22 protein-coding genes, 1 tRNA gene and 1 pseudogene are annotated in these 24,199 nt (G+C 75.3%); 13 read left to right on the top strand and 11 right to left on the bottom strand.

Annotation, left to right across the window (positions count from 1 at the left end):
- Nucleotides 1-156: 156 nt before the first annotated feature.
- Nucleotides 157-1,104 carry an LLM class F420-dependent oxidoreductase gene (locus AB6N24_RS15565; protein ID WP_412870297.1) on the bottom strand — a complete coding sequence of 316 codons (948 nt, stop codon included), beginning with the start codon at nucleotides 1,102-1,104 and terminating at the stop codon, nucleotides 157-159.
- 41 nt (nucleotides 1,105-1,145) lie between these two features.
- Between AB6N24_RS15565 and AB6N24_RS15560 the strand changes: the two genes are divergently transcribed.
- Nucleotides 1,146-1,316 carry a hypothetical protein gene (locus tag AB6N24_RS15560; protein ID WP_412870296.1) on the top strand — a complete coding sequence of 57 codons (171 nt, stop codon included), beginning with the start codon at nucleotides 1,146-1,148 and terminating at the stop codon, nucleotides 1,314-1,316.
- Nucleotides 1,317-1,362: 46 nt separating this feature from the next.
- On the opposite strand, the gene AB6N24_RS15555 is transcribed toward AB6N24_RS15560, so the two are convergent.
- The 4 genes from AB6N24_RS15555 to AB6N24_RS15540 form a co-directional block, all read right to left on the bottom strand.
- A complete protein-coding gene (locus AB6N24_RS15555) occupies nucleotides 1,363-2,301 on the bottom strand; it encodes an Fpg/Nei family DNA glycosylase (RefSeq protein WP_412870295.1) in 939 nt (312 codons plus the stop codon).
- Between the two features lie 72 nt (nucleotides 2,302-2,373).
- Nucleotides 2,374-2,583 (bottom strand): hypothetical protein, encoded by a 210-nt coding sequence (locus AB6N24_RS15550; protein ID WP_034627781.1) that lies wholly within the window; start codon nucleotides 2,581-2,583, stop codon nucleotides 2,374-2,376.
- A 47-nt stretch (nucleotides 2,584-2,630) separates the two neighbouring features.
- Nucleotides 2,631-3,731 carry a hypothetical protein gene (locus tag AB6N24_RS15545; RefSeq protein ID WP_412870294.1) on the bottom strand — a complete coding sequence of 367 codons (1,101 nt, stop codon included), beginning with the start codon at nucleotides 3,729-3,731 and terminating at the stop codon, nucleotides 2,631-2,633.
- A 215-nt stretch (nucleotides 3,732-3,946) separates the two neighbouring features.
- Entirely contained in the window at nucleotides 3,947-5,422 is a 1,476-nt protein-coding gene (locus tag AB6N24_RS15540; protein ID WP_412870293.1) for a LamG-like jellyroll fold domain-containing protein, read from the bottom strand.
- Between the two features lie 384 nt (nucleotides 5,423-5,806).
- Here AB6N24_RS15540 and AB6N24_RS15535 point away from each other — a divergent pair, with 384 nt between their 5' ends.
- The 9 genes from AB6N24_RS15535 to AB6N24_RS15495 all read left to right on the top strand — a co-directional run bounded on the left by AB6N24_RS15535 (nucleotide 5,807) and on the right by AB6N24_RS15495 (nucleotide 14,656).
- Entirely contained in the window at nucleotides 5,807-7,054 is a 1,248-nt protein-coding gene (locus AB6N24_RS15535) for a serine hydrolase domain-containing protein (protein WP_412870292.1), read from the top strand.
- A gap of 120 nt (nucleotides 7,055-7,174) precedes the next feature.
- Nucleotides 7,175-8,002 carry a tryptophan-rich sensory protein gene (locus AB6N24_RS15530; protein ID WP_412870291.1) on the top strand — a complete coding sequence of 276 codons (828 nt, stop codon included), beginning with the start codon at nucleotides 7,175-7,177 and terminating at the stop codon, nucleotides 8,000-8,002.
- Between the two features lie 117 nt (nucleotides 8,003-8,119).
- Nucleotides 8,120-8,413, top strand: coding sequence for a DUF1905 domain-containing protein (locus AB6N24_RS15525; protein WP_412870290.1), 294 nt, complete (start codon nucleotides 8,120-8,122; stop codon nucleotides 8,411-8,413).
- A gap of 174 nt (nucleotides 8,414-8,587) precedes the next feature.
- Complete coding sequence (locus AB6N24_RS15520) at nucleotides 8,588-10,507, top strand: M3 family metallopeptidase (protein ID WP_412870289.1); 1,920 nt, start codon at nucleotides 8,588-8,590, stop codon at nucleotides 10,505-10,507.
- A 77-nt stretch (nucleotides 10,508-10,584) separates the two neighbouring features.
- Nucleotides 10,585-11,274 (top strand): carboxymuconolactone decarboxylase family protein, encoded by a 690-nt coding sequence (locus AB6N24_RS15515; RefSeq protein ID WP_412870288.1) that lies wholly within the window; start codon nucleotides 10,585-10,587, stop codon nucleotides 11,272-11,274.
- Between the two features lie 8 nt (nucleotides 11,275-11,282).
- Complete coding sequence (locus AB6N24_RS15510) at nucleotides 11,283-12,176, top strand: RNA polymerase sigma-70 factor (RefSeq protein ID WP_412870287.1); 894 nt, start codon at nucleotides 11,283-11,285, stop codon at nucleotides 12,174-12,176.
- A 98-nt stretch (nucleotides 12,177-12,274) separates the two neighbouring features.
- Complete coding sequence (locus tag AB6N24_RS15505; protein ID WP_412870286.1) at nucleotides 12,275-12,916, top strand: nucleotidyltransferase family protein; 642 nt, start codon at nucleotides 12,275-12,277, stop codon at nucleotides 12,914-12,916.
- A 20-nt stretch (nucleotides 12,917-12,936) separates the two neighbouring features.
- A complete protein-coding gene (locus AB6N24_RS15500) occupies nucleotides 12,937-13,326 on the top strand; it encodes a hypothetical protein (RefSeq protein ID WP_412870285.1) in 390 nt (129 codons plus the stop codon).
- Between the two features lie 544 nt (nucleotides 13,327-13,870).
- Entirely contained in the window at nucleotides 13,871-14,656 is a 786-nt protein-coding gene (locus tag AB6N24_RS15495) for a hypothetical protein (protein ID WP_412870284.1), read from the top strand.
- Nucleotides 14,657-14,803: 147 nt separating this feature from the next.
- On the opposite strand, the gene AB6N24_RS15490 is transcribed toward AB6N24_RS15495, so the two are convergent.
- A tRNA-Ser gene (locus AB6N24_RS15490) sits at nucleotides 14,804-14,890 on the bottom strand.
- A 138-nt stretch (nucleotides 14,891-15,028) separates the two neighbouring features.
- On the opposite strand from AB6N24_RS15490, the gene AB6N24_RS15485 reads away from it, so the two are divergent.
- Nucleotides 15,029-15,940 (top strand): NAD-dependent protein deacetylase, encoded by a 912-nt coding sequence (locus tag AB6N24_RS15485; RefSeq protein WP_412870283.1) that lies wholly within the window; start codon nucleotides 15,029-15,031, stop codon nucleotides 15,938-15,940.
- Nucleotides 15,941-15,991: 51 nt separating this feature from the next.
- Here the strand turns inward: AB6N24_RS15485 and AB6N24_RS15480 are convergent, their stop codons facing one another.
- Entirely contained in the window at nucleotides 15,992-16,459 is a 468-nt protein-coding gene (locus tag AB6N24_RS15480; RefSeq protein WP_412870282.1) for a nucleoside deaminase, read from the bottom strand.
- Between the two features lie 146 nt (nucleotides 16,460-16,605).
- Between AB6N24_RS15480 and upp the strand changes: the two genes are divergently transcribed.
- Together upp and AB6N24_RS15470 are read left to right on the top strand one after the other, a co-directional pair.
- Nucleotides 16,606-17,241 (top strand): uracil phosphoribosyltransferase, encoded by a 636-nt coding sequence (upp, locus tag AB6N24_RS15475; RefSeq protein ID WP_034627760.1) that lies wholly within the window; start codon nucleotides 16,606-16,608, stop codon nucleotides 17,239-17,241.
- 371 nt (nucleotides 17,242-17,612) lie between these two features.
- On the top strand, nucleotides 17,613-17,963 hold the full coding sequence (locus AB6N24_RS15470; protein ID WP_412870281.1) for a hypothetical protein: 351 nt from the start codon (nucleotides 17,613-17,615) through the stop codon (nucleotides 17,961-17,963).
- A gap of 117 nt (nucleotides 17,964-18,080) precedes the next feature.
- Here the strand turns inward: AB6N24_RS15470 and AB6N24_RS15465 are convergent, their stop codons facing one another.
- The 4 genes and pseudogenes from AB6N24_RS15465 to AB6N24_RS15450 all read right to left on the bottom strand — a co-directional run.
- Complete coding sequence (locus AB6N24_RS15465; RefSeq protein ID WP_412870280.1) at nucleotides 18,081-18,926, bottom strand: MetQ/NlpA family ABC transporter substrate-binding protein; 846 nt, start codon at nucleotides 18,924-18,926, stop codon at nucleotides 18,081-18,083.
- A 104-nt stretch (nucleotides 18,927-19,030) separates the two neighbouring features.
- A complete protein-coding gene (locus AB6N24_RS15460; protein ID WP_412870279.1) occupies nucleotides 19,031-19,708 on the bottom strand; it encodes a methionine ABC transporter permease in 678 nt (225 codons plus the stop codon).
- Nucleotides 19,705-20,760 carry a methionine ABC transporter ATP-binding protein gene (locus AB6N24_RS15455; protein WP_412870278.1) on the bottom strand — a complete coding sequence of 352 codons (1,056 nt, stop codon included), beginning with the start codon at nucleotides 20,758-20,760 and terminating at the stop codon, nucleotides 19,705-19,707. The genes AB6N24_RS15460 and AB6N24_RS15455 overlap by 4 nt, the downstream gene beginning before the upstream one ends.
- A 362-nt stretch (nucleotides 20,761-21,122) precedes the next feature.
- Nucleotides 21,123-24,199 (bottom strand): annotated as a pseudogene (locus AB6N24_RS15450) (hypothetical protein); the annotation flags it as partial.

Here is a 24,199-nt window from a genome sequence, read left to right as displayed (position 1 = left end):
GCGCCGGCCCGCGTCCGGTGCACTGGGGCCGGCCGCGCGCTCGGGGCCGTGACGCGCCGAGGGCACGAGGGCCCGCCGCGCGCTCGGGGCCGTGATGCGCCGAGGGCCCGCGTGCCGTGCACGCGGGCCCTCCACGACGCAGCCGCGTCCCGCGACTCAGCCGAGCTGCGGGACCACGTCGCTCGCGACCAGCGCGAGGTGGTCGAGGTCCTGCAGGTCGAGCACCTGGAGGTAGACCCGCGAGACGCCCTGCTCGGCGAGCACCCCGAGCCGGTCCACCATCGCGCTGGGCGTCCCGGCGATGCCGCGCGCCCGCGCCTCCGCCGGGTCCCAGCCGATCGCCGCCGCGCGCCGCTCGACCTCCGCGTCGTCCTTGCCGCCGCACAGCAGGAACGCCGCGGAGAAGATCATCGTCGCCGGGTCCCGGTCGATCGCCCGGCAGGCGTCCCGGACCCGGTCCAGCTTCGCGCCGACCTCGTGCAGCTCCGGGAACACCACGTTGAACTCGGCGGCGTGCCGGGCCGCGAGCGCCGGGGTCCGTCGCGGGCCGTTGCCGCCGACGATGACCGGCACGCCCGCCCGGGTCGGGTCGAGCGGCGAGGACTGCACGGGCTTGGGCAGGGCCGGCGATCTCGTGAGCGTGTAGTGCGCACCCTCGTAGGAGAACGTCTCCCCGACCGGCGTGCCCCACAGCCCCGTCACGACGTCCAGCTGCTCCTCGAGGATCCCGAACCGCTTCTCGGGGAAGGGGATCCCGTACGCGGCGTGCTCCTGCGCGAACCACCCCGCGCCCAGGCCGAGCTCGACGCGCCCGCCCGACATCTGGTCGACCTGCGCGACCTGGACCGCGAGCACGCCCGGGTGCCGGAACGTCGCCGACGAGACGAGCGTGCCGAGCCGGATGCGCGACGTCTCCCGCGCCAGCCCGGCGAGCGTCGTCCACGCGTCGGTCGGCCCCGGCAGGCCGTCGCCGTCCCCCATGCGCAGGAAGTGGTCGGAGCGGAAGAACGCGTCGTAACCGAGCTCCTCGGTCGCGCGCGCCACCGCGAGCAGGTCGTCGTACGTGGCCCCCTGCTGGGGCTCGGTGAAGATCCTCAGGTCCATGCGGAGCAGCCTTTCACGGCACCGCGGGTACCGTCGGGTCGGTGAGATCCGTGCGCTGGGCGAGCGTCGCGACCGTGGTGGGCTGCGCGGTCGTGGCGCTCGTGTGCGTCGCCGCGGCCGCCCGGGGGCGCACGTGGGCGCTCGTGCCGGGGCTCGTCGCCGCGGCCATCGGGTTCCGCGAGCTGCGCGCGCTGCAGCGCCGCGTGCGCTGAGCATCACGCTCTCGCACGGCCGGCCGTCGGGTCGGCAGTGCGGTCGTCAGACCTGGCAGACCGGGCACCAGTAGAGCTTGCGGGTCGCCATGTCCTCGACCTGCACCGCGGTGCCGCACACGTGGCAGGGCAGCCCGGCGCGGCGGTAGACCCAGTGCCGCGCGTCCCGGTCGACGAGCGCGCGCGCCCGGCCCGCCTCGTCGAGGTCCTCGCGCGTGAGCATCACGCCCGTGCGGATCCCGTCGGCGAGCAGGACGGTCCAGTCCTGCCAGATCCCGCGCACGACCTCCGGCGGGACCCGTCGCCCGGGCGTGTGCGGCTCGAGGCGGGCCCGGAACAGCAGCTCCGCGCGGTACACGTTCCCGATCCCCGCGACCACGGACTGGTCCATGAGCAGCGCCCCGACCGCCGTCGAGCGGGACGTCACCGCGTCGACGACCTGCTCCCCCGCCGCGGCGAGCGCGCCCGGGTCGTCGAACGCCGCCGGGTCCGGGCCGAGCCGCGCTGCTGCCGCTGCGGCCGCACCGGGGTCGAGCACCTCGCACGCCGTCGGCCCGCGCAGGTCCGCCGCCGTCTCCTCGCTCAGCAGCCGGACGCGCACCTGCCCGACGGGCGGCGGCGGGAACGCCCGGTCCTCGCCGGCCGGCTCCGCGAGCTCGCTCTCACCCTCACCGACCCGGACCGCACGGCGGGCGCGTGGCGCCCCGAGGCTCGCGAGCGGCACGAGCCCCTCGTCGAGCGGCGTGACCCGCCCGTGCAGGTCCCACGCACCGTAGAGCCCGAGGTGGACGCGCAGCACGAGCTCGCCCTCGAACTCGAGGAAGAGCTGCTTGCCGACGGCCCGGGAGGCGACGAGCACGCGGCCGTCGAGCCGCTCGGCGCCGGCGGCGAACCGCCCCTGCGGGGAGGTCACCCGCAGGCGGTGGCCGACGAGGTCCCGCTCGAGCTGGCGGGCGATGCGGTGGACGGTGTGGCCCTCGGGCACGGCGTCGTCAGGCCCGTCCGCGCGGCGCTCGCCGCGGCGTCGTCGTCATGCGCCGTGCGGGTCCGGGACCGGTCAGGGCTCGAGGATCGACGGCAGGATGACGCCGAGGGTCGAGGCCAGGATGCCGCCGCCGAAGATGAGCCCCGACTGCTGGTCGAAGCCGACCGCCATGATCCAGAACCCCGCGAGGAAGATCGCGAACGTCAGGACGAACAGCACGATGCCCTTCGCGCGCTGCGGCGTCGCCTCGTGGTCGGGAACGCCTGCACCGTCGTTCGACATCTGATGAACCCCTTCGCACCGTGGAAACTCGACCGGGCAAGTCTCCCCTACGCGAGCGCCGCACGCGAAGCCGGGCCCCGCCCGCGCAGGCCGCGAGCCGCCTCGACGTCGGACCGCGACGGGATCCACGGGACGGAGGGCGCGGTCCGCGGGTCCGAGCCGTAGACGAGCAGCGCGAGGAACACCCCGTAGACGGGCAGGTGGCCGACGACCTCCGTCGTACCGAACAGCAGCAGCGTCGCGTTGAAGGGCACCATCGCCACGAGCACCGCGACCTGCGGCATGGCCCCGGACAGGACGAGCAGCCCGAACAGCAGCTCGACCGCGCCGGCGACCGCGATGAACACGTCGGGGCCGACCGTGATCCCGACGAGTGCGAGGACGTCGAGCTCCGGGTACTCGTGCAGGGTGTTCCGCGCGAGCTCGGGGTTCGTGAACTTCTCGCTGAACGCGAGCGAGACGAGCGCCACGGCGACCCCCACGCGCAGCACGAGCAGCGCGCTCCGGAGCCGCTCGGGGCTCGGGTCGACGCGGCCGAACGTGCCGTCCGACGGCGGGAGCACCGCGAGGAACCCCGCGATGCCGAGCAGCCCGGCCGTCTCGAGCAGGGCGACCGGACCGGCGGCCAGCAGCGCCGGGGGGCCGAGGAGCACGACGCCGAGTGCGGCCCAGCGCAGCCGGACGCCGGTCACGAGCCAGATTCCGACCGCCGCCTGGACGACCCCGGCGAACGCGCCGCCGGGGACGTCGTCGAGCGGGAGCGACGGCGTCAGGAACGCGCCGGTCACGGAGAACGCGAGCAGCGAGACGCCCAGGTGGATCGCGAGCAGCCGCGGGACGTACGGCGTGAGCCGGCTCAGCGGCCGCAGGAACCCGAGCTCGGGCCGCGGGAGGCGTCGCGCGACGAGCCGCCACACGACCGTGACCCCGACCATCACGGCGGTCAGGGCGAGCGGGAGCGCGGAGAAGAAGAAGCTCCAGTCGCCGCCGTCGGCCGGCTCGGCGAACCAGCGCTCGTGCGCCGAGGCGGGTGACGCGCCCCCGGCGAGCGTGAGCGCGGTGAGGGCGGCGACCCCGGCGGCACGGCGGCCGAGGGTGCGCAGGCGCGGGGTGCGACGGGCGGTCGCGGGAATCACGGTGGTGGTCATCGGTGGCCCCAGGTGTGTGCGGAGTGCCGGTGGTGAGCGGCACCCGCAACGCTAGGAACTGGACGCCCGTCCGGCCTGGGACCTCCGACCCGGACCGGCGGCCCGGCCCCCGGGCGGCCGGGTGAGATCACGTCCTCGGACCGTGCTGGGTGCGCGGGCTCGAGGCGCTCCGCCCTGCCGGGGGGCGCCCTCCCGGAGGAGGACGCCCCCGTGGGTCAGGACCCGCTCATGCAGGCCATGAACTGCTGCGGGGTGCCGAGCACGCCGTCGTAGGTGCGCAGCGCGCTCACCGCGCCCGCCCAGCTCCGCACCGGCGCGCCGTCCGCGAGCGCGGCACCGAGCCGGAACGGCCCCGACGCCGACGCCGAGGTCGGTGCCGGGACGGCGGTGCCCCGGACGGTGTCCCCCTCGCCGGGCTCGGACGCGGAGCCCAGGTCGCACACGTTGAGCTGGACGGTGCCGGCCCCGGCGTTACGCAAGCCGGCCAGCATGACCCACGACCCGGCAGTCACCGGGACGGTGGAGACGGCGACCGCCGGAGCGGCGTCCTCGTCGGCACCGGGGACCGTGAAGGCCCAGCACTCCGACGTGCCCCCGGGGCAGCCGTCGGTGCGGGTGCCCAGCTCGAACGCCGAGCCCGGACCGGCGTCCTGGCTGACCGCGGTGCGGGCCGTTCCCGTCTCGTCGAGCCGCACGAACGCGAGCACGGAGAAGCTCGTGGACGGGTCGACGGCGGCCTGGGCCGTGGTGGCCGAGTCCGCAGGCTCGTCGAACAGCAGCGCGCCGTCCGTGGGACGGTTCAGCAGGTCGGCGAGCACCCCACCCGTCCAGGTCGTCGAGCCCGAGAGCGTGAACGGCCGGGTCCCGGTGGTGTCCGTGGCGGCGGCGCCGGAGCGCTCGTCGAGCAGCCACCGGGCGTCGCGGGACGGGCTGTCGACCGTGAAGCGGTAGAACCGCTCGGCGCTCACGTTGCCCGCGGCGTCGACCGCGGTCAGGCGGATCCACTGCGGCCCGGCCTGCGTCGGGACGAACCGGTAGGTCACGCCCGTCTCCCCGGCCGGGAGCTCGATGGGGGTCCGGCTCTGCAGGTCCTCGTAGAGGAACGCGACGGTGCCGCTGGACGCCGCGGCCTCGAGGCGGAAGTCCCCCGCGACGCCGATCCCGCCGGCCGTGCCGTCCTCGACGTACACGGCGGCGGCCCCGGCGACGGCGGTCACCTCGGGCGCGGCGGGCGCGGTCGCGTCGACGGCGATGCGGCACCGGACCGTCGAGCTCTTGCGGCCCTTCGCGTCCTTGGCCTGGACGCGCCACTCGTACGTCCGGCCGTCCTGCAGCAGCCCCTCCGGCACGCGCACCGTGTGGTCCGCGCCGGAGGCCTGCGCGCCGCCGGTCACCGGGCCCCACAGGCGCTTGCCGCTGAGGCCGTCGCGCAGCGTGAACGTCGCCGTCACCTGGTCGCCGTCCGGGTCGGTCAGCGTCGCGTGCAGCACGGGCGCGAGGTCGCGGATCGTCACGGGCGACCCGTCCGCCGCGCAGCGCCTGTCCGGGTCGGCCGCCCAGAGGTCGGCCGGGGCCGCCGGTGCGTGGTTCCGGGCGGGGTACGCCGCCGTCCCGCCGGCCGGCGCGGCGCCCGGCGACGCCACCGCCGTCCCGGGCGCGAGCAGCGCCCCGGTGGCGAGGACGGCGGCCACCAGCGCACCTCGCCGGAGCCGGCGCGCTCCTGCCACCGGGTTGTTCCTGACCTGCTTCGACACTCGCACGGCGCCCCCTTGACGCGTCCGGCCGCTCGACGCAGGACCCGGGCGGATTGCCGGTGCGGAGCGACGCCGGTGGCACGGTAGTGGACGGGGCAGACACGCGTGAGCCTTTTCGGCTGCGCACCGTCGCCGGCCGCCGCGGGCCGCTGACCTGGGCACACACCGAGAGACGCGCACGGGGGCCGGCCCCGGCCCGGGGTGGTGCAGACCCCACCCCGGACACGGCGGGTACCGGCATGGTGGCGGCGGTGCGCCACGACGCACGGTGGACGGGAGCACGACCGACCCCCGACCGGCACACCCCTCCGAGGAGCCCTCATGTCGCAGACCACCGACCGCACGCCCCGCAGCACGCGCCGGCAGCAGCCCACCCGCATGTCGTCGCTCGCGCTCGTGTGCACGCTCGCCGCCGGCGCCGCGCTCGCCACGCCCGCCGTCGCGCTCGCCGCGGACCGGGGCCGGGAGCACGGGCACGAGGACCGGCCGCGGACGGACGTCGTGCAGCAGGCGCTCGACCGGCTCGTCGACGAGCACGGGGTCCCCGCCGTGCTGGCGAACGTCACGGACCGACGGGGCCGCGAGCGCGACCTCGTCGCCGGTGTCGGCGACCTGGAGACGGGCGCCCCCGTCCCGGTCGACGGGCAGGTGCGCGCGGGCAGCAACAGCAAGACGTTCGTCGCGGCCGTGGTGCTGCAGCTCGTCGGGGAGGGCCGGGTCGACCTCGACGCGTCCGTCGAGACGTACCTGCCGGGCCTCGTGCGGGGGCCCGTCGACGGGCACGACATCACCGTGCGCGACCTGCTGCAGCACACCAGCGGGATCGGCAGCTTCACCGACGGCCCGCCGTTCGTCGTCGACGGCGTCCCCGCGCTGCGCGCCCTCAAGGACCGGTACATGGAGCCGCACGAGCTCGTCGCGCTCGGGCTGGCGCTGCCCCCGACCCCGCCCGGCGCGTGGTCGTACAGCAACACGAACTACGTGCTCGCGGGCCTGCTCGTGCAGCAGGTCACGGGCCGCCCGCTCGGGGAGGCCGTGACCGAGCGGGTCATCGAGCCGCTGGGCCTGACGGACACCTACGTGCCCGACCGGGGCGAGCGGGCGCTCCGCGGCGACCACCCGAAGGGCTACCACGCCGAGCCCATCGGGTCCCCGCTGTTCGAGCACACCGACATCGACACCTCGTCGTCCTGGGCCGCCGGGGACGTCGTGACCACGCCGGGCGACCTCACCACGTTCTTCCGCGCGCTGCTGGAGGGCGAGGTGCTGCGCCCCGCCGAGCTCGCGCAGATGACGGCCACGGTCCCGATGGACCTGCCCGGCATCCCGGAGACGTGGCGCTACGGGCTGGGGCTGCAGTCGACCGAGCTGAGCTGCGGCGAGCTGGCCTGGGGCCACGGGGGGATCATCCCCGGCTACCAGACCGACGGCGGGGTCACGGAGGACGGCCGGGCGATCATGGTCGCGACGACGACGGCGCACTTCGCGCTGCCGACCGACACGGGCGTCGTGGTCTCGGACGAGGTGCTCGCGCTCGTCGACACGGCGCTCTGCTCCGGCCGCTCCTGACGGCTGCCCGGACCGGGCCTCCGCGGCTGGACCCCCGAGGTCCCGTGGCGGAGGCCCGCCCGTGCGCCGAGGGCGCCGTTCAAGATGCTCAGCATGCTGAGTACCGCCATGCTGGGGCCCATGCAGACCACCAGCACGGCCGCCGCCGCCCCCGTCACGTCCCAGGACCGGGTCCGTCAGGTCACCGTCCTGGTCGGTGCCGCCGTCGCCGTCGCGGGCGCCGCCGTCGGCTCCGGCGCGTTCGGCGGGCAGCCGGTCGCCGAGGCCGCGGGCGGGGCGCTGTCCGCGACCGCGACACCGCTCGCCCCGGACTCCCCGGCGTTCTCCATCTGGTCGGTCATCTACACCGGCCTCGCCGTCTTCGCGGTCGTCCAGGCGCTCCCCCGCCAGGCCGCCGACCCCCGCCTGCGCGCCGTCTCGTGGTGGGTCCTCGCGTCGATGCTGCTCAACGCGCTGTGGATCGGGGTGGTCCAGGCCGGGTCCGTCCTCGGCAGCGTCGTGGTCATCCTCACGCTCCTCGCGGTGCTCGCCGTGATCCTCGTGCGGCTCGTCCGGATCCCGCACACGGGCACGGTGACGTCCTGGGTCACGGACGTGACCGTGGGGCTCTACCTCGGCTGGGTCAGCGTCGCGTCGCTCGCGAACATCGCCGCGTTCCTCGCAGACGCCGGGGTCGGGGAGCTCGGCCTCGGTGCGACGTGGTGGTCCGTGGTGGTCCTGGCCGCCGCCGCGGCGCTCGCCGTCGCCTACGCGGTGTTCGGGCGCACCCGCCCGAGCGTCGTGGTCCCGGCCGGGCTCGCGATGGCGTGGGGACTCGCCTGGATCGGCCTCGGCCGCACGAACGGCCCGGTGGTCGACGAGACGGTCGCGACGGCCGCGTTCGTCGCCTCGGCGGTCGCGCTGCTCGCGCCCGTGGTCACGACCCTCGCGGCCCGCCGCCGCGCCTGACGCGCGAGGACGGGCCCGACCGTCGACGTCGGGCCCGGTCGGCGCGGCCTCGACCCGCGGCGACGAGCCGGGTGCGGACCCGCGACAGGCACCCGGGTGGTGCGGGATGCTCGCGCGATGGAGCTCGAGTTCACCGGCGCGGTGATCTACTGGCGCGGGCCCTCGCCGTACCACTACGTCCCCGTGCCCGACGAGGAGAGCGCCGCCATCACGGCGGTGGCGTCGCAGGTGACGTACGGGTGGGGCGTCATCCCCGTGCTGGCGCGGATCGACGGCACCGCGTGGGAGACGTCGCTGTTCCCGCGGGACGGCCGCTACCTCGTGCCGGTCAAGGCGGCGGTCCGCCGGTCCGAGGAGCTCGACCTGGGCGACACGGTCACGGTGCGGCTCGTCCTGGGCCCCGCGCGCTGACCGTCCCGCCGGTCCCGTCCCACCCCGCCCGCCCGTCCCGTCCCGCCCGGCGCCGCACGCCGTCCCACCCCACCCCACCCGAGCCCGCACCGCCCGGCTCCGCGCCCCGGCGACCCACCGGTCCGGCGCAGAAAGAGGCGGCCGGCCCCACCCGGCCGTGGCTATCGTCGGCTCATGCCCCTCGCGCAGCCCACCGCGTTCCCCGCCGAGCCCGGCGCCTGGCCGGCCTACCTCGCGACGTTCGACGCGTCGCTCGACGACGCCCGCGCGCTGCTCGCCCGCCTCAAGGACGGCACCGCGCGCACCGCCGCCGAGGTCCTCGACCTGTGGAACGACGCCGACGTCGCGATCGCGACCGCGTCGTCCGCCGCGCACCTGCTCGCCGAGGTGCACCCCGACGCCGAGCTGCGCGCCGCCGCCGAGGAGGGCGCGCAGGCCGCGGAGGACCTCGTGACCCGGCGCGGGCTCGACCACGAGCTGTGGCAGGTCCTCGCCGCGACCGACCCGGAGGGCCTCGACGCGGGTGCCGCCCGGGTGCGCGAGCACGTGCTGCGCGACTTCCGCCGCGCGGGCGTCGACCGCTCGCCCGAGGACCGCGAGCGCCTGCGCGCCCTGGCGCAGCGGTGCACCGAGCTGGGCCTGGAGTTCGCGCGCAACATCCGCGACGACGTCCGCACCGTGCGCGTGCGCCCCGAGCAGCTCGCCGGGCTGCCCGAGGACTTCCTCGCCGAGCACCCCGCGGACGACGAGGGCCTCGTCACGCTCACCACCGAGTACCCCGACCTGCTCCCGGTCCGCACGTACGCGACCGACCCCGAGGTCCGCCTCGCCCTGACCCGGGAGCACCAGCGCATCGGCTGGCCCGCGAACGAGGCGGTCCTCGCCGAGCTGCTCCGGCTCCGCGCCGAGCGCGCCGCGCTGCTGGGCTACCCGGACTGGCCGACGTACGACGCCGAGGTCAAGATGATCGGCTCCGGGCGGGCGATCGCCGACCTGGTCGAGCGGCTCGACGCCCTCACGGCGAGGGCGGCGGCGCACGACGTCGACGTCATGCTCGCCCGGTACCGCCAGGACGTCCCCGGCGCGACGGCGCTGACGCCCGCGGACAACCTGTTCTACGAGCAGGTCGTCAAGAACGAGCAGTACGACGTCGACGCCCGCGCGGTGCGCGAGTACTTCCGGTACGAGGCCGTGAAGCCCGGCGTGCTCGGCGTGATGGAACGCCTGTTCGGGATCGCGCTCGAGCGCGTCGAGGCGCCGACGTGGCACGCGGACGTCGAGGTGTACGACGTGACCGACGGGGGCCGTCCGATCGGCCGCGTCTACCTCGACATGCACCCGCGTGCCGGCAAGTTCAACCACGCCGCGCAGTTCCCGCTGCGGCCCGGCATCGCCGGGCGGTCGCTGCCCGAGGGCGCGCTCGTGTGCAACTTCCCGACCGGGCTGCTGGAGCACGACGACGTGCTGACGTTCTTCCACGAGCTCGGGCACCTGGTGCACGAGGTCCTCGGCGGGCACCAGCCGTGGGCGATGTTCTCCGGGGTTGCGACCGAGTGGGACTTCGTCGAGGCGCCGAGCCAGCTGCTCGAGGAGTGGGGCTGGGACGCGGGGGTGCTCGCGTCGTTCGCGACGAACGCCGCCGGGGAGCCCATCCCCGCGGCGCTCGTCGAGCGGATGCGGCGTGCGGACGCCTTCGCGCGCGGCGCCTGGACCCGCCGGCAGCTCAACTTCACGGCGCTGTCGTACGGCCTGCACGCGGACCCGCCCGCGGACCTCGCGGCGTTCACCGCCGGCGTCGACGCGCGGTTCGGTCCCTACACCCCGGTCGCGGACAGCCACCAGTACGCGGGCTTCGGTCACCTCGACGAGTACGGCTCCGCCTACTACACGTACCTCTGGAGCCTCGTCATCGCGAAGGACCTGCGGACGGCGTTCACGGACGGGCTCATGGACCCCGAGGTCGGCCGCCGGTACCGCGAGGCGATCCTCGAGCCCGGCGGGTCGGCGGACGCCGCGGAGCTCGTCGAGCGGTTCCTCGGGCGGCCGTCGTCGTTCGCGGCGTTCGAGGCGTGGCTCGCGGAGGGCACGGCCTGACGGGCGGGTGTCACAGCCGCGCTGCGGTCGGTGTCTTCATGTCGACGGAGTTCCCGCCCGACGACACAGGAGCAGCCATGACCACCCCGACGCGCGTCCCCCCGACCGAGGTCACCGGTGCGTACGGCACCCTCGTGAAGCTCGCGGCCCGCAGGATGCTCGGTCGCGTGCCCGACTCCGTGGGCGTGCTGTGGCACAACCCCGCGGTCATGAAGGACGCGATGGGCCTCGGCCGCAAGCTCGAGCGCTGGGACGCGCTCGACCCCGACCTGGCGTCGTACGCGGCGATGGCGGCGGCCGCGACCGTCGGCTGCGGCTTCTGCCTCGACCTGCAGTACTTCGTGGCGCACAACCACGGGCTCGACGAGGCGAAGGTCCGCGAGGTCCCGCGCTGGCGGGACTCGACGGTCTTCTCCCTGCGTGAGCGGCGGGTCCTGGAGTACGCGGAGGCGGCGAGCCAGACCCCGCCGGCCGTCACCGACGCCCTCTCGGACGCGCTCCTGGCGGACCTCGGGCCCGCGGCGCTCGTCGAGCTCGCCGCGAGGGTCGCCTTCATGAACATGTCGGCGCGGATGAACCTCGCGCTCGGCATCCGCTCGGAGCACCTGGCCGACTCGTGCGGGCTGCCGCCGCTCGCGGTCCCGACGGGGGCGTCGGGCGCGACGGGGGCCACCGGGGCGTCGGGCGCGACGGGGGCGACGGGCTTCACCGGCGTGACCGGCCCGACCGGCGTGCTCGGCGCGACCCGCGCTGCGGACGGCCGGTAGGGCGCACCGTGGCCGACGTCGCGCGCACGCAGGACGACCCCTTCGTCGTCCACCGCCGGCTGCTGTTCACCGTCGCCTACGAGATGCTCGGTTCGGCCGGCGACGCCGAGGACGTGCTGCAGGAGTCGTGGCTGCGCTGGGCGTCCGTCGACCGCTCGGAGGTCCGCGACGCGCGCGCCTACCTGGTCCGCGTCGTGACGCGGCAGGCGCTCAACCACCTGCGCACCGTGTCGCGGCGCCGGGAGGACTACGTCGGCGAGTGGCTCCCGGAGCCGCTGCTGACCGGACCCGACGTGGCGGACGACGTCGCGCTCGCGGAGAGCGTCTCGCTCGCGATGCTCACGGTGCTCGAGACGCTCGGGCCCGCCGAGCGCGTGGTGTTCGTGCTGCGTGAGGTCTTCGACGTGCCCTACGACGAGATCGCCGCGGCCGTCGGGAAGACGCCCGCGGCGGTGCGGCAGATCGCCCACCGCGCCCAGGCCCACGTCGCCGCTCGGCGCCCCCGGGTCCCGGTCGTCCGTGCCGAGCACGAGCAGGCCGTGACCTGTCTCGTCGCGGCGCTCAACACCGGCGACCTCGACGGGCTCCTCGCCGTCCTCGCGCCCGACGTCGTGGCGGTGGCCGACGGCGGCGGGCGGGTCCGTGGCGCCGCACGCAGGCCGATCGTGGGAGCGGAGCGGCTGGCGCGCTACCTCGTCGGCGGCATGGCGAAGGCCCAGGGAGACCTCGTCGCGGCCGTCGCCTGGGTCAACGGGGAGCCCGGGCTGCGGATGGAGCTCGACGGGCACCTCGTCGCCGTCGTGGGGTTCACCGTCGCCGGCGGGCGCGTGACGCACGTGTGGTCGATCGCGAACCCCGACAAGCTCGGGTGGCTCGGCGAGGAGGTGGCGCTGCGGAGGTGACGTGGCTGTCATGCCCGCCGACCTCCCCGGGCTGCGTCGAAACAGTGCGCGATCGTACAGAAAATTGTACGATCGGAACGGTTCCGACAGGAGGTCCGATGGACTGGAGCAGGCCCACCGAGGCTCTCATCCCTGGGCTCGAAGGAGTAGCACTCCGGCAGCTCTATTCCGTCAACGCTCCGCAGACGGCCGGCGACGTCCACGAGCGAGCTGGGACAGGCTCACGCAACGGCATCCGCTACGCGCTGGACCGACTGGCCGACCAGGGCGTCGTCGCTCGCACGACGGCTGGCAATACGGCCATCTACGAGCTGAATCGCGACCACCTCGCCTATCCCGCCCTGGACGCGGCACTCCGCACCTACGACCCCTACGGGGAACTACGAGAACGGCTGCGAGCACTGGCCGGCGACTGCTCCTGGAACGGCCCTCTGTTCTCGTTGGCGGTGTACGGGTCCGTCGCGCGCGGTGAGGCTCGGCCGGACTCCGACATCGACCTGCTTCTCGTCCTGCCGGACGGGCGCGACGCTGCCGACGCGCAAGTTGACGACCTGAGCGAGACGCTGCACGTACGGGTGAAGCGGTGGACCGGCAACCGCGCACACCTGGACGTGCGAACTCTGCGTCAGGTTCACATGGCGGCCGCCGCGGGGGACCCCATCTTCACGTCGTGGTTGCGGGACGCGGACTTCGTGTTCGGCGAGAACGCCGTCGCCCAGGCCAAGAGGGCAGTGGGATGAGCCCGCGGAATTCTGGCCGCGTGGCCGACATGACGACTGCCGACGTTCGAGTCCGGGCAAACGCCGCGCGCAAGTTCCTCGAGGTCGCTCAGATGGTTGCTGAGGAGGACGAGACCAGCTATCGCCTCGTCTGTGCTTCCCTCGCGGTCCTGTCGGGCATTGCGGCGAGCGACGCAATCTGTGGCCACGTCCTGAAGCAGCGCTCACGCGGCCAAGACCATCATCAAGCGGTAGATCTGCTCCGCACGGTGCGAAGCGCCGGGCCAGCGGTGAAGTCCCTGTCGACGCTCCTTGACCTCAAGGACGCAGCGCAGTACGGCACCGACGGCCTGCCGGCTGACAAGACCGCGCACGCGCTGCGTGCCGCGGAGGCTGTGGTCGGCCACATGGAAGTCATCCTGCGCACCTGAGCGCGGCAGTCGAGGGCGGACGCCGCGGAGCTTGTCGAGCGGTTCCTCACACGGCACGCAGCCGTCTGTGCGTGATGCGTTCCTCCAGCTGCACGCTCGTCGACGTCGTGGGCGAGCCAACCCAGCCGCGCACCTGTCACGCGCGGCAGTGACCAGCCCGCCGGTCGGGCCGAGCCCCCGCCCTGTCATCTCTCGTGCCTCATCCAGGGACGACGGAGGCGCCACCCTGCAGGTGGGGACCTTCGGGTGAGCAGTGGATCTGAGCCGGTGACGTCGCGGGGCGCCTCGAGGCCGCCGCCGCCACCTGAGCGGCATCGATGACCGCGCCGTTGACAGGTTTGAGAGAATCGACTCAGACCCCGAGTGCTCGAGGAGGCCACGTGTCCCACCCGCGCGATCTGGGCCGGAACGAGCCACCGGAGCTCCGAGACGCGTCCGAGCTCCAGCCCCCGTCTCCGACGACCGAGGCCACCATCCACCGGACGCGCCAGCGGCCGGCAGCGGCTCCGTTCGACACCACAGCGGTCCTGGAGAGGAGCTGCTCATGTCGCGCCTGACGCTCGGCAACGTCGTCAAGGTGGCAGGCGTCCTTGTCTTCCTGCCCCTGCTCGCCTATCTGGTGCTCGTCATCGGCGCGGTGCGGAAGGACCTCAGGACGGCGCTGGAGGGCCTGCTCTACGCCGGGGCCTTTTCCACGGCGGTGTTCGTGCTCGACCCCTGGGGTCCGCCCGCACTGCTCGCGCTCACGGCCATGGGCGCCTCGGGCGTCCGCTCCTGGCACCTGCGCGACCTGTGGCTGCCGGCGCGTCCCCGGTGGTGGAAGCGCGTCCCCGCAGCGGCGGTCACCGTCCTCGAGGCGGTACGCACGCAGCGCACCCTCCCCGTCGCGGGCTCGGAGCACCTGCCCTCGGCGGTCGCCTGGACCCGCAGGCACGCCGACCGGAACAGGCACCGCCTGCCGGGTGACGCTCACCGGACCGTCCTGCACATCTGCCAGGTGCTGGACTCCGTGATCGCGGCGGAGCAGCGTGAGCCCACCGGAGACCCGCGGTTCGAGTACGAGCTGGACGCGGTGACGCGCGAGTACCTGCCCGCGGTGCTCCGGAGCTACCTGGCGATCCCGCCGAGCAGGCGGCAGGAGCGCCAGCCGAACGGGCGCAGCCCCGACGAGGAGCTGACCGAGCAGCTGCGGATCCTCTCGGGCCAGGCCGACGCTCTCGACGCGAGCCGCCACCGTCGCCTGACGGCGGACCTGAGCACCACCGGCAACTTCCTCCGGGACAAGTACGGGCACCGCCAGCTGGACGCATCCGACTCCCCCGTCCGGTGACGGGCGCCGAGCCGCCACGCGTGCGCCAGGCGCCGCAGACCGCCCGACCGGGCCTCGACATGACGGAACCCCCCGCGAGACGCCCTTCCGGGCCCCCGCGAGGGGTTCTGTCACTTCAGGGGCCTGACCTGCGCCAGGACCCCAGAGCGGTAGCGGTGGGATTTGAACCCACGGTGGACTTTCACCCACACACGCTTTCGAGGCGTGCTCCTTAGGCCGCTCGGACACGCTACCTCGCCGAGAAGGGTACCCGGTCGGAGGCCGTGGTCCGTAATCGGAGGATCGACAGGTCGCCGCGACCGCTCGGTGCACCGGGCCAGCGTCGGCGCCGCTCGCCGGGAGCGCCGGCGCACCCCGTCGTACCGTGGAGCGGTGCCCACCCCGCCGAGCCCGCCGACCGGGTTCCCGTCGCCGCCTGCAGCAGCCGTCCCGCCGCCCGCCCCCGCGCCGCGCACCGGCACGGCCGCCGACGCCGTCGCGCTCCTGGCCGGCAGGCGGGTGACCGCGCTCACCGGCGCGGGCGTCTCGACGGACTCGGGCATCCCGGACTACCGCGGGCCCGACTCCCCGCCGCGCAACCCGATGACGTTCCAGCAGTTCGTCGGCGACCCGGCGTTCCGGCGGCACTACTGGGCGCGCAACCACGTGGGCTGGCAGCACATGCGCCGGACCGAGCCGAACGCCGGGCACCGGGCGCTCGCGGAGCTCGAGGCGCGCGGGGTGCTCGTCGGGGTCATCACGCAGAACGTGGACCTGCTGCACGAGGAGGCCGGGAGCGTCGACGTCATCGACCTGCACGGCCGGTACGACCGCGTGATCTGCCTGAGCTGTGGGCACGTCGTCTCGCGGGCCTCGCTCGACCGGCGGCTCGAGGAGCTCAACCCGGGGTTCGTCGAGTCCGTCGGCGCCGCAGTCGGTGACATCGAGATCGCGCCCGACGCCGACGCGGTGATCGAGACGACCGCGCACTTCCGCGTCGCGGCCTGCGAGCGCTGCGGCGGGATGCTCAAGCCCGAGATCGTGTACTTCGGCGAGAACGTGCCGAAGGACCGGGTGGCGCGCGCGTTCGCGATGGTCGACGCGGCGGACGCCCTCCTCGTCGCGGGGTCCTCGCTCACGGTGATGTCGGGGCTGCGGTTCGTGCGGCACGCCGCGAAGGCCGGGATGCCCGTCGTCATCGTCAACCGCGGCGCGACGCGCGGTGATCCGCTCGCCACGCTCACGGTCGACGCGGGCACCTCCGAGGTGCTGAGCGAGCTCGCCCGGGCGCTCCCGCCGGTCTGACCCGGAGCTCGCCGGACGTCAGCCGCACGCCGCCCACGGGCTCGCTCCCGCTCAGGACCCCCGGTGCCCCGCAAAGAAGTCCCTCAGCACCGCGCCGCACTCGTCCTCGCGCACCCCGCCGAGGACCTCGACGCGGTGGTTGAGCCGCCGGTCGCGCACGACGTCCCACTGCGACCCGCACGCCCCGGCCTTGGGGTCCCACGCGCCGAGCACGAGCCTCGGCACCCGCGCCAGGACGGTCGCCCCCGCGCACATGAGGCACGGCTCCAGCGTCACTACGAGGGTGCAGTCGTCGAGCCGCCACCGCCCGAGCGCGACCGACGCGGCGCGCAGCGCGAGGACCTCGGCGTGCGCGGTCGGGTCGCCCGCAGCCTCGCGCGCGTTGCGGCCGGTCCCCACGACGACGCCGTCCGGCCCGACGACGACCGCGCCGACGGGCACGTCGCCGGTCGCGAGGGCCGCCCGCGCCTCGTCGAGCGCGAGGCCCATGTGCCGCGCGTCGTCGGCCGTCCCGGTCATGGCCCCATCCTCGCGCAGGCCCGCCGACTCCCACGCCGCACGTCCCGCGCACCCGCCCCCACGCGAGCCCGCGAACGTCCGCCCCGCGAGAGCCCCGCCCGGCCGCGCTGCCGTCCCGGAGTGTGGACGGACGGTAGGTTGGCCCCATGCGCCTGCACGTCGCCGACCACCCGCTCGTCGCCCACAAGCTGACGGTGCTGCGGGACAAGGACACGGCCTCCCCCACGTTCCGCCTCCTCGTCGACGAGCTCGTGACCCTCCTGGCCTACGAGGCCACGCGCGAGGTGCACGTCGAGCCGCACGAGATCGAGACCCCGGTCGCCCGGACGACGGGCACCAAGCTCGCCGACCCGCGCCCGCTCGTCGTGCCGATCCTGCGCGCGGGGCTCGGGATGCTCGAGGGCATGACCCGCCTGCTGCCGACGGCCGAGGTCGGGTTCCTCGGCATGCAGCGCGACGAGACCACCCTCGAGGCGATCACCTACGCGAACCGCCTGCCCGACGACCTGTCGGGTCGCCAGTGCTTCCTGCTCGACCCGATGCTCGCGACCGGCGGCACGCTCGTCGCGGCGATCGACTACCTCTTCGCGCTCGGCGCCCGGGACGTCACCGCGGTGTGCCTGCTCGCCGCGCCCGAGGGCCTCAAGGTCGTCGAGGACGCCGTCGGGGACCGCGTCGACGTCAAGGTCGTCGTCGCAGCCGTCGACGAGCGGCTCAACGAGAAGGCGTACATCGTCCCGGGGCTCGGCGACGCCGGCGACCGGCTGTACGGCGTCGTCTGACCGCACGCGTCCCGTCCGGACCGCCGGCGCCGCCCCCACGGACCGCGCACCCCGGACCTCCGGCTCCCGTCCGGCCCGGCACCCCGCCCGTGCGTCGGTGCCGGGCCGGACGTCTGCCCGGGCCGTCTCAGCGGCCCTCATCGGCTTCTCACCCGCTGAGACCATCGCGCATAACGGTTGGCCGGGCCGCGCCACGCGTGTGAGGCTTCGACCGTGATCTCCCTGCACCGCGCCGCTCGCACCTGTCCGGTGCGCCGCGCGACGTATGCGGCATGCGCAGCGACGTGTCGCTGGTCCTGACCACCCGGACCGCCCGACCCCGCCGCCTCGGCACCCTCGCACGCTGCTGCCACGCACCCCGGAGACACCCCATGAGCCTGTCCGCCGACCTCCCGCCGTCGTTGAGCCCCGCGCGGCCCGCGCCCGACACGGTCGCACCGCTCGCGGGCCGCGCCGGCCTCATCCTCTACGTCGGTCTCGCGTCCGAGGAGGACTCGACGGCCGCGACGGCGACGCGCCCGGAGGACATCGCCGCGGCCGCCGAGATGCTGCGTGACCTCGCACGCGAGCTGCTGCCGGCCGCCGAGACGTTCACCGCGCTCTCGCTGGTCCCGACCCCGACGCGACCGGACGACGTGCGGACGGTGCGCGACCGCGTCACGCGCCTGCAGCTGCTCGACGCCGCCCCTGACGTCCTCGGCGGCTCGGGGGACGCCCGCTGAGGACCCGCGCCGCCGGTCGACCGAGGTCGGGGGACCACGTCGACCGGCGGCGCGACCCACGTGACGAGGCCCCCGGTGCAGGTGCACCGGGGGCCTCGTCGTGGGCGTGGCTGCCCGTCAGAACGCCGGCAGGACCTCGCCGTTCGGCCACCGCTCCTCGATGAAGGCCTTCACGTCCGCCGAGTGGAGCAGCTCGTCGAGCGTCGCGAGCGCCTCGGAGTCCTTGTCCTCGGTCCGGAACGCCAGGAAGTTCGCGTACGGGTTGTCCTCGCCCGACTCCAGCACGAGCGAGTCCTCGGCCGGGTTGAGGTCCGCCTCGAGCGCGAAGTTGCCGTTGATGATCGCGAGGTCGACGTCCGGCAGCGCACGGACGAGCTGCTCGGGCGCGGTCTCGATGAGCTCGAGGTCCTTCGGGTTCTCCGCGACGTCGAGCAGCGTCGGCAGCGCGTCGCCGGTGTCCTCGAGCGTGATGAGGTCGTTCGCCTCGAGCAGGTCGAGCGCCCGCGCCTGGTTGCCGGGGTCGTTCGTGATGCCGACCGTGCCGCCGTCCGGCACGTCGTCGAGCGACTCCAGCTTCTCCGAGTAGATCCCGAGCGGCTCGATGTGGACGCCCTCGAAGTGGTCGAACTCGTAGCCCTGCTCCTCGACCTGCGACTCGAAGTACGGCAGGTGCTGGTAGTAGTTCGCGTCGAGCTCGCCCTCGGCGAGCGAGGTGTTCGGCAGCACGTAGTCGTCGAACGTCACGATCTCGAGGTCGAGGCCCGCGTTCTCGGCGAGCTCCGCGTCGACGAACTCGAGGATCTCGGCGTGCGGCACCGGGCTGGCGCCGACCTGGAGCGTCGTGAGGCCGCTGGTCTCGGAGACGTCGTCGGCCGCGGGGGTCTCCTCGGAGCCCGAGCCGCACGACGTGAGGACCAGGGCTGCGGCGGTGGTGAGCGCGAGGGTGCTCAGGGTCTTCCTCATGTGTCCTCCTCGGACGTGGGCCCTCGTGGGGCGGGTGGGGTCGGGGGGGGCGGGGCGGCGGTCCGGCACGGGCCGGCCGCGTGCGGCGTGGGTCGGGCGGGCGGTCAGCGGTGGTCGAGGCGGCGGGCCACGGCGTCGCCCACGGCCTGCACGACGACGACGATCAGCACGATCACGACCACGCACGCGACCATCACGGGCGGGTCGAAGCGCTGGTAGCCGTACGAGATGGCGAGCGCGCCGAGCCCGCCGCCGCCGATCACCCCGGCCATCGCGGAGTAGCCGACGAGCGCGATGACCGTGACCGTCAGGCTCGCGACGAGCGCCGGGAGCGCCTCGCGGACGAGCACCTGCACGACGATCCCGGAACGCGTCGCGCCGATGACCCGCGCGGCCTCCACCTTGCCGGGGCTGACCTCACGCACCGAGGTCTCGACGAGCCGGGCGAAGAACGGCACCGCACCGATGGTCAGCGGGACGACCGCCGCCTCCCAGCCGAGCGACGTGCCGACGACCAGCCGCGTGAACGGGATGACCGCGATCATGAGGATGAGGAACGGCACCGACCGCACGACGTTGGCGACGAAGCCGACGACGCCGTTGACCAGCGCGTTCGAGGTCAGCCCGCCGCGCGCGGTCGCCGCGAGGAGCAGGCCGAGCGGCAGGCCGAGCACCGCGGTCAGCAGCGACGAGACACCGACCATCGCCAACGTCTCGAACGTCGCCTCCGGGAGCTTCTCCTGGATCACGGGGCTCATGACGAGGTCCTCGACGAAGCTCATCGGGTCACCCCCGCACCGGTCGCACGGGCGGCGCCACCGGCACCCGCCTCCCCGTCCGCGCTGACGACGGCGTGCAGCCCCACCGCGTGCAGCCGGTCGAGCGCCGTGGTCACGTCGGCCGCCGGCACGTCGAGCTGGAGGCGTCCGACCCGGCGGCCCGCGAGCGTCTCGATGGTGCCCGCCGCGACCTCGACGCCCGTGCCGAGCGCCGCCACGGCCGCGAGCACGTCCGCGGTCGGGACGTCGTCGGTCGAGTAGGCGACCTCGACGAGCTGGCGCTCCTCGCCGAGCGGCAGGTCGGGCACCGGGATGAGCTCGCGCGCGAGCCGCGACCCGTACGCCGCGACGACGTCCGCCACCGCCCCCTGCTCGGCGACGCGCCCGTGGTCGAGCAGCGTGACGGAGTCGCAGATCTCGCGGACCACGGCCATCTCGTGCGTGATGATCAGCACCGTGATGCCGAGGCGGTCCCGCAGGTCCCGGATGAGGCCGAGGATCTGCCGGGTCGTCGCGGAGTCGAGCGCCGACGTCGGCTCGTCGCACAGCAGCACCGCGGGCTCCGTCGCGAGCGCACGGGCGATGCCGACGCGCTGGCGCTGACCGCCCGAGAGCTGCGCGGGGTAGGCACCGGCGCGGTTCCCGAGCCCGACGAGGTCCAGGAGCTCCTGCACGCGTGCCGTCCGCTGCGCGCGGGGCACCCCGGCGACCTCGAGCGGGTAGGCGACGTTCTGGGCGATGGTCCGCGAGTCGAGCAGGTTGACGTGCTGGAAGACCATCCCGATGCGACGCCGGGCCTCCCGCAGCCGCGCCTCGGGCAGCGCCGAGAGCTCCTCGCCGTCGATCACCACGGCGCCGGACGTCGGGCGCTCGAGCACCGTGAGGCAGCGGATCAGGGTCGACTTCCCGGCGCCCGAGCGGCCGACGATGCCGTGGATGCGCCCGCGCTCGACGGCCAGGTCGATCCCGTCGAGCGCGACCACCTCGGCCGTCCCGCCGGTGCCCGGGTAGACCTTGCGCAGCGCCGTCAGGCGGATGTGGGGTTCGGTGCTCACGAGGTCCTCGGAGGTCGTGCCGGACGGCGGCGGGCCGACGCGCGGCGGCGGCTGTGCCAGGGGAAGGTCCGTGCTGGGGGCGTGCTCGCTGTGCTCGTCCGCGGGGACGGTCGGGGCGCAGGGCTCCGGGGCCGCCGGCGACCGGCGCGACGGGACGGGTGTCAGCTCAGAGGCTGCGACACGCGCCGGGACAGCACATTCGACACGCGACGCGCGCAGGCGTCGGGCGGTCGGTGCTCGTCCCGGTCATAGGACCTATTGGACCACAGCGGGTGAGGCGCGCAGAAACCGGCGCCTGCCGGTCGACCGGCGCGCGCGGTGCGTCGCACCGCCCGCGTGGAGCCGCGTCGCGTCTCGACCCGTCAGCGCCCCGCCGGCCGCGTCTCGACCGTCACGACCCCCACCACGTAGTCGTCGTGGTCCGGGGCGGCGGACGTCGGCCGGAGCGCGGCCGTCGCGCCGGTCGTCGCGACGCGCGCGAAGCCCTTGGCGTCGACCATCAGGGAGTTCGGGGCGGCGTAGCCCGTCGCGGTGCCGTCGAACGCGTTGTCGGGGCTCCCGACGCTCGACCCGGCCCGCTTGGGCGTCAGCGGCGAGCCGTCGAGGAGCAGGCGGTCGCCGCGCAGGCCGCGGTCGCCCTCCCAGGCGACGACGCCGATCCGGGCGCTGCCGCCGGGCTCGGTCGCGACCGTCAGGGTCGGCGTGCTCGCGTCCCGCGCGCGCAGCGGCGTGTCATGCACGGCGACCTGGCCTCCCGCCGGGTCCGCGTACACGACGACGAGCGCCCAGCCGGCGTACGCGTCGACGAGCGAACCGTCCCGGAGGTCGGCGATGTCCGCGACGGACCACTCCCCCGCCCCGTGCTGCGACACCAGGGAGGTGACGTCGGCGAACGCCTGGAACTCGCTCGGCCGGCCCGAGCCGTGCTCGGCGAGGACCGTGACCCTGCCCGTGACGGGCGCGTACCCGACCGTCCCGGGCGCGCGGACCGAGATCCGCTCGACGGCCGGGAGCGGGTTCGACCGCGTGTGGACGCTGTTCGACGCCCAGTACAGCCCGGCCCAGGCGACCTGCCGACCGGCCGGGAGCTCGAGCGTCGCGGACGACGAGACCGTGCGCCCGCCCGCCGCGTTGAGCGGGACGAGCGTGAGGTCGTCGCTGCCGGACGTCCCCGCGAGCGCCGGGCCGCACGTGTCGCGGGCGCCGCGGGCCGTGCACGTCAGGAGCGGCGCGCCGATCTCGGTGACGGTGTGCCCCGAGCCGGGCGAGCTGTAGCGCGGGGTCGCCGCGGGGGCCGTCGGGCTCCCGGACGGCGTCGGGGTCGGCGTCACGCTGGGCGTGGGCGTCGGCGTGACGGTCGGGGTCGGGGTGGGCGTGACGGTCGGGGTGGGCGTCGGGGTGACGGACGGCGTCGGCGTCGCGCTCGGCGTCGGGGTGACCGACGGCGTCGGCGTCGCGCTCGGCGTCGGCGTCGGCGTGACCGACGGGGTGGGCGTCGGGTCGGGACCGTACGGGAGCGCCCGGACGAGGACGCGCGCCGCGGGGAACGGTCCGTCGATCCGGGGCGTCTCGACCGCGATCTCCGCGGTGCCGAGCGTCCCGTCCTCCGACATCCCGTTCTTCACGAGCCGGGTGCCGACCTGGACGCTGGCCCCGGCGGCCAGGGGCGCACCCGTGCACACCACGGTGGCCCCGCCGGCGCCCGGCTCGAGCGACGGCCGCGGCGGGCTGCAGGTCCAGCCGAGGGTCGTCACGGGGTCCGGCTCGGCCCAGCGCGTCCCGTCGGGGGCGGTGAGCCGCAGCGTCGGGACGTCGACGGTGCGCCCGCCCACGTTGGTGACGGTCACGGGGATGTCGACCTCGGCGTCGGCGCCCGCGAGCTCGACGGTGCCCGCGGCGGACGTCACCTGCAGGTACCCGTCGACGCCGAGCGCGAGGCGCTGGTTCTGGCTGCGGCCGGGCGCGTCGGGCTGGAGCGAGTACACGAGTGCGGCGTCGGGCACCCGAGCCGCGGAGCCGTCGGCGTAGAGGCCGAGCGTGAGGTCCACGGCCGAGCTGCGCCCGGGGAGCGAGTGCCCGGCCGCGACGCCGCACGTGACGACGTCGCCGGTCTCCGCGGACGCGGCCGAGCACGCCCACAGCGCGTCCGCGGGCGGCATGACGGCGTGCACCCCGGCCGGGAGCCGGAGCGTGACCCCGCCGGCGCTGGTCGCGCTCTGCCCGGCGTTGAGGAGGTCGAGCGTGAAGGGGCGCGCGTGGCCGGCGTCGCCCGAGGGGACGACGAGCGGCACGGACGTCGCCGAGCCGCCGTGCGCGAGGCGCGGCGCGGACGCGGCGATCGGGGTCCGCAGCGAGATCGGCCTGGTCTGCGTCGCGAGGCCCGTGCCGCGGACCGCGATCGTGACCTCGGCGGCCGGGTCGGCGTCGACCGTCTCGTCCGCGACCACCTGGAGGACGAGGCGCGCGGACGCGTTCGGCGGCAGCGTGTCGAGCGTGCACTCGGCGACGGAGCGCCCGGCACCGGCGGTCCGCGCGGGGCCGCACACCCAGGTCGTCGACCCGGACGCCACGGCGAACCGTCCTGCGGCGCCGCCCGCGAGCGCGACGGGCGCGAGCTCGGTGCGGACCTCGTCGATGTTCACGCCGCTCGGCAGCGTCACGGTGGCGACCAGGTCCGTCGCCGCCAGGCCGCCGCTGTTGACGAGCTCGACACTCAGCCGGTTGGACGCGCCCGCGGTCAGGACGACGTCGGCCTGGGTCGTCGCGACGCCGATGGTCGCGGGGGCGGGCGGCGGGGGCGTCGTCTCGTCGGGGTCCGGCTCCGGGTCGGGCGTCACGTCGGGGTCCGGCTCCGGGGCGGGCGTCACGTCGGGCTCGTCGTCCGTCCCGGTCCCCGTGCGCGGTGCCGTCGTCGGGCTCGTGCGCGGGCCGACCGCTCCCGGAGCGGTGGCGTCGTCCTCGTCGGACGGCGTGCCGATCTCGAGCTCGTCGTCGGGCTCGGCCTCGAGCGTCGGGAGGTCGGTGGGCGCGACGGTCGGCAGGACGGTGGGCGTCGGGGTCGCGGACGGGCGCACGGTCGACCCGGGCGTCGGGGACGCGGACGCGAGCGGCCCGTCGGCCTCGCCCGTCGGTGCGGCGTCGCCCGAGAACACGCCGAGGACCCCGCCGACGGCCACCGCGGCACCCACGGCGACCGTCGCCGCGACCGCCCCGAGCACGCCGACCGGCAGCGCACCCACGAGCGCCGCGAAGCCCGTGGCACCCGCGGCGGCAGCCGCCGAGCCCGCCGCGGCCCCCGTGGTCGCCCCGACCGCACCGGCGCCGACCGCGACGCTCGCCGCACCGGTGCTCGCCACACCCGTGCTCGCCGCCGCGCCTGCACCCGCGCCCGTGCCGGCCGCTCCTGCGCCGGCCCCGGTCGAGGCACCCGCACCCGCAC

It is taken from the genome of Cellulomonas jepli, from assembly GCF_047229345.1.
In the GTDB taxonomy this organism is placed as follows: domain Bacteria; phylum Actinomycetota; class Actinomycetes; order Actinomycetales; family Cellulomonadaceae; genus Cellulomonas_A.
This window is presented reverse-complemented; position numbering and strand designations above follow the sequence as displayed.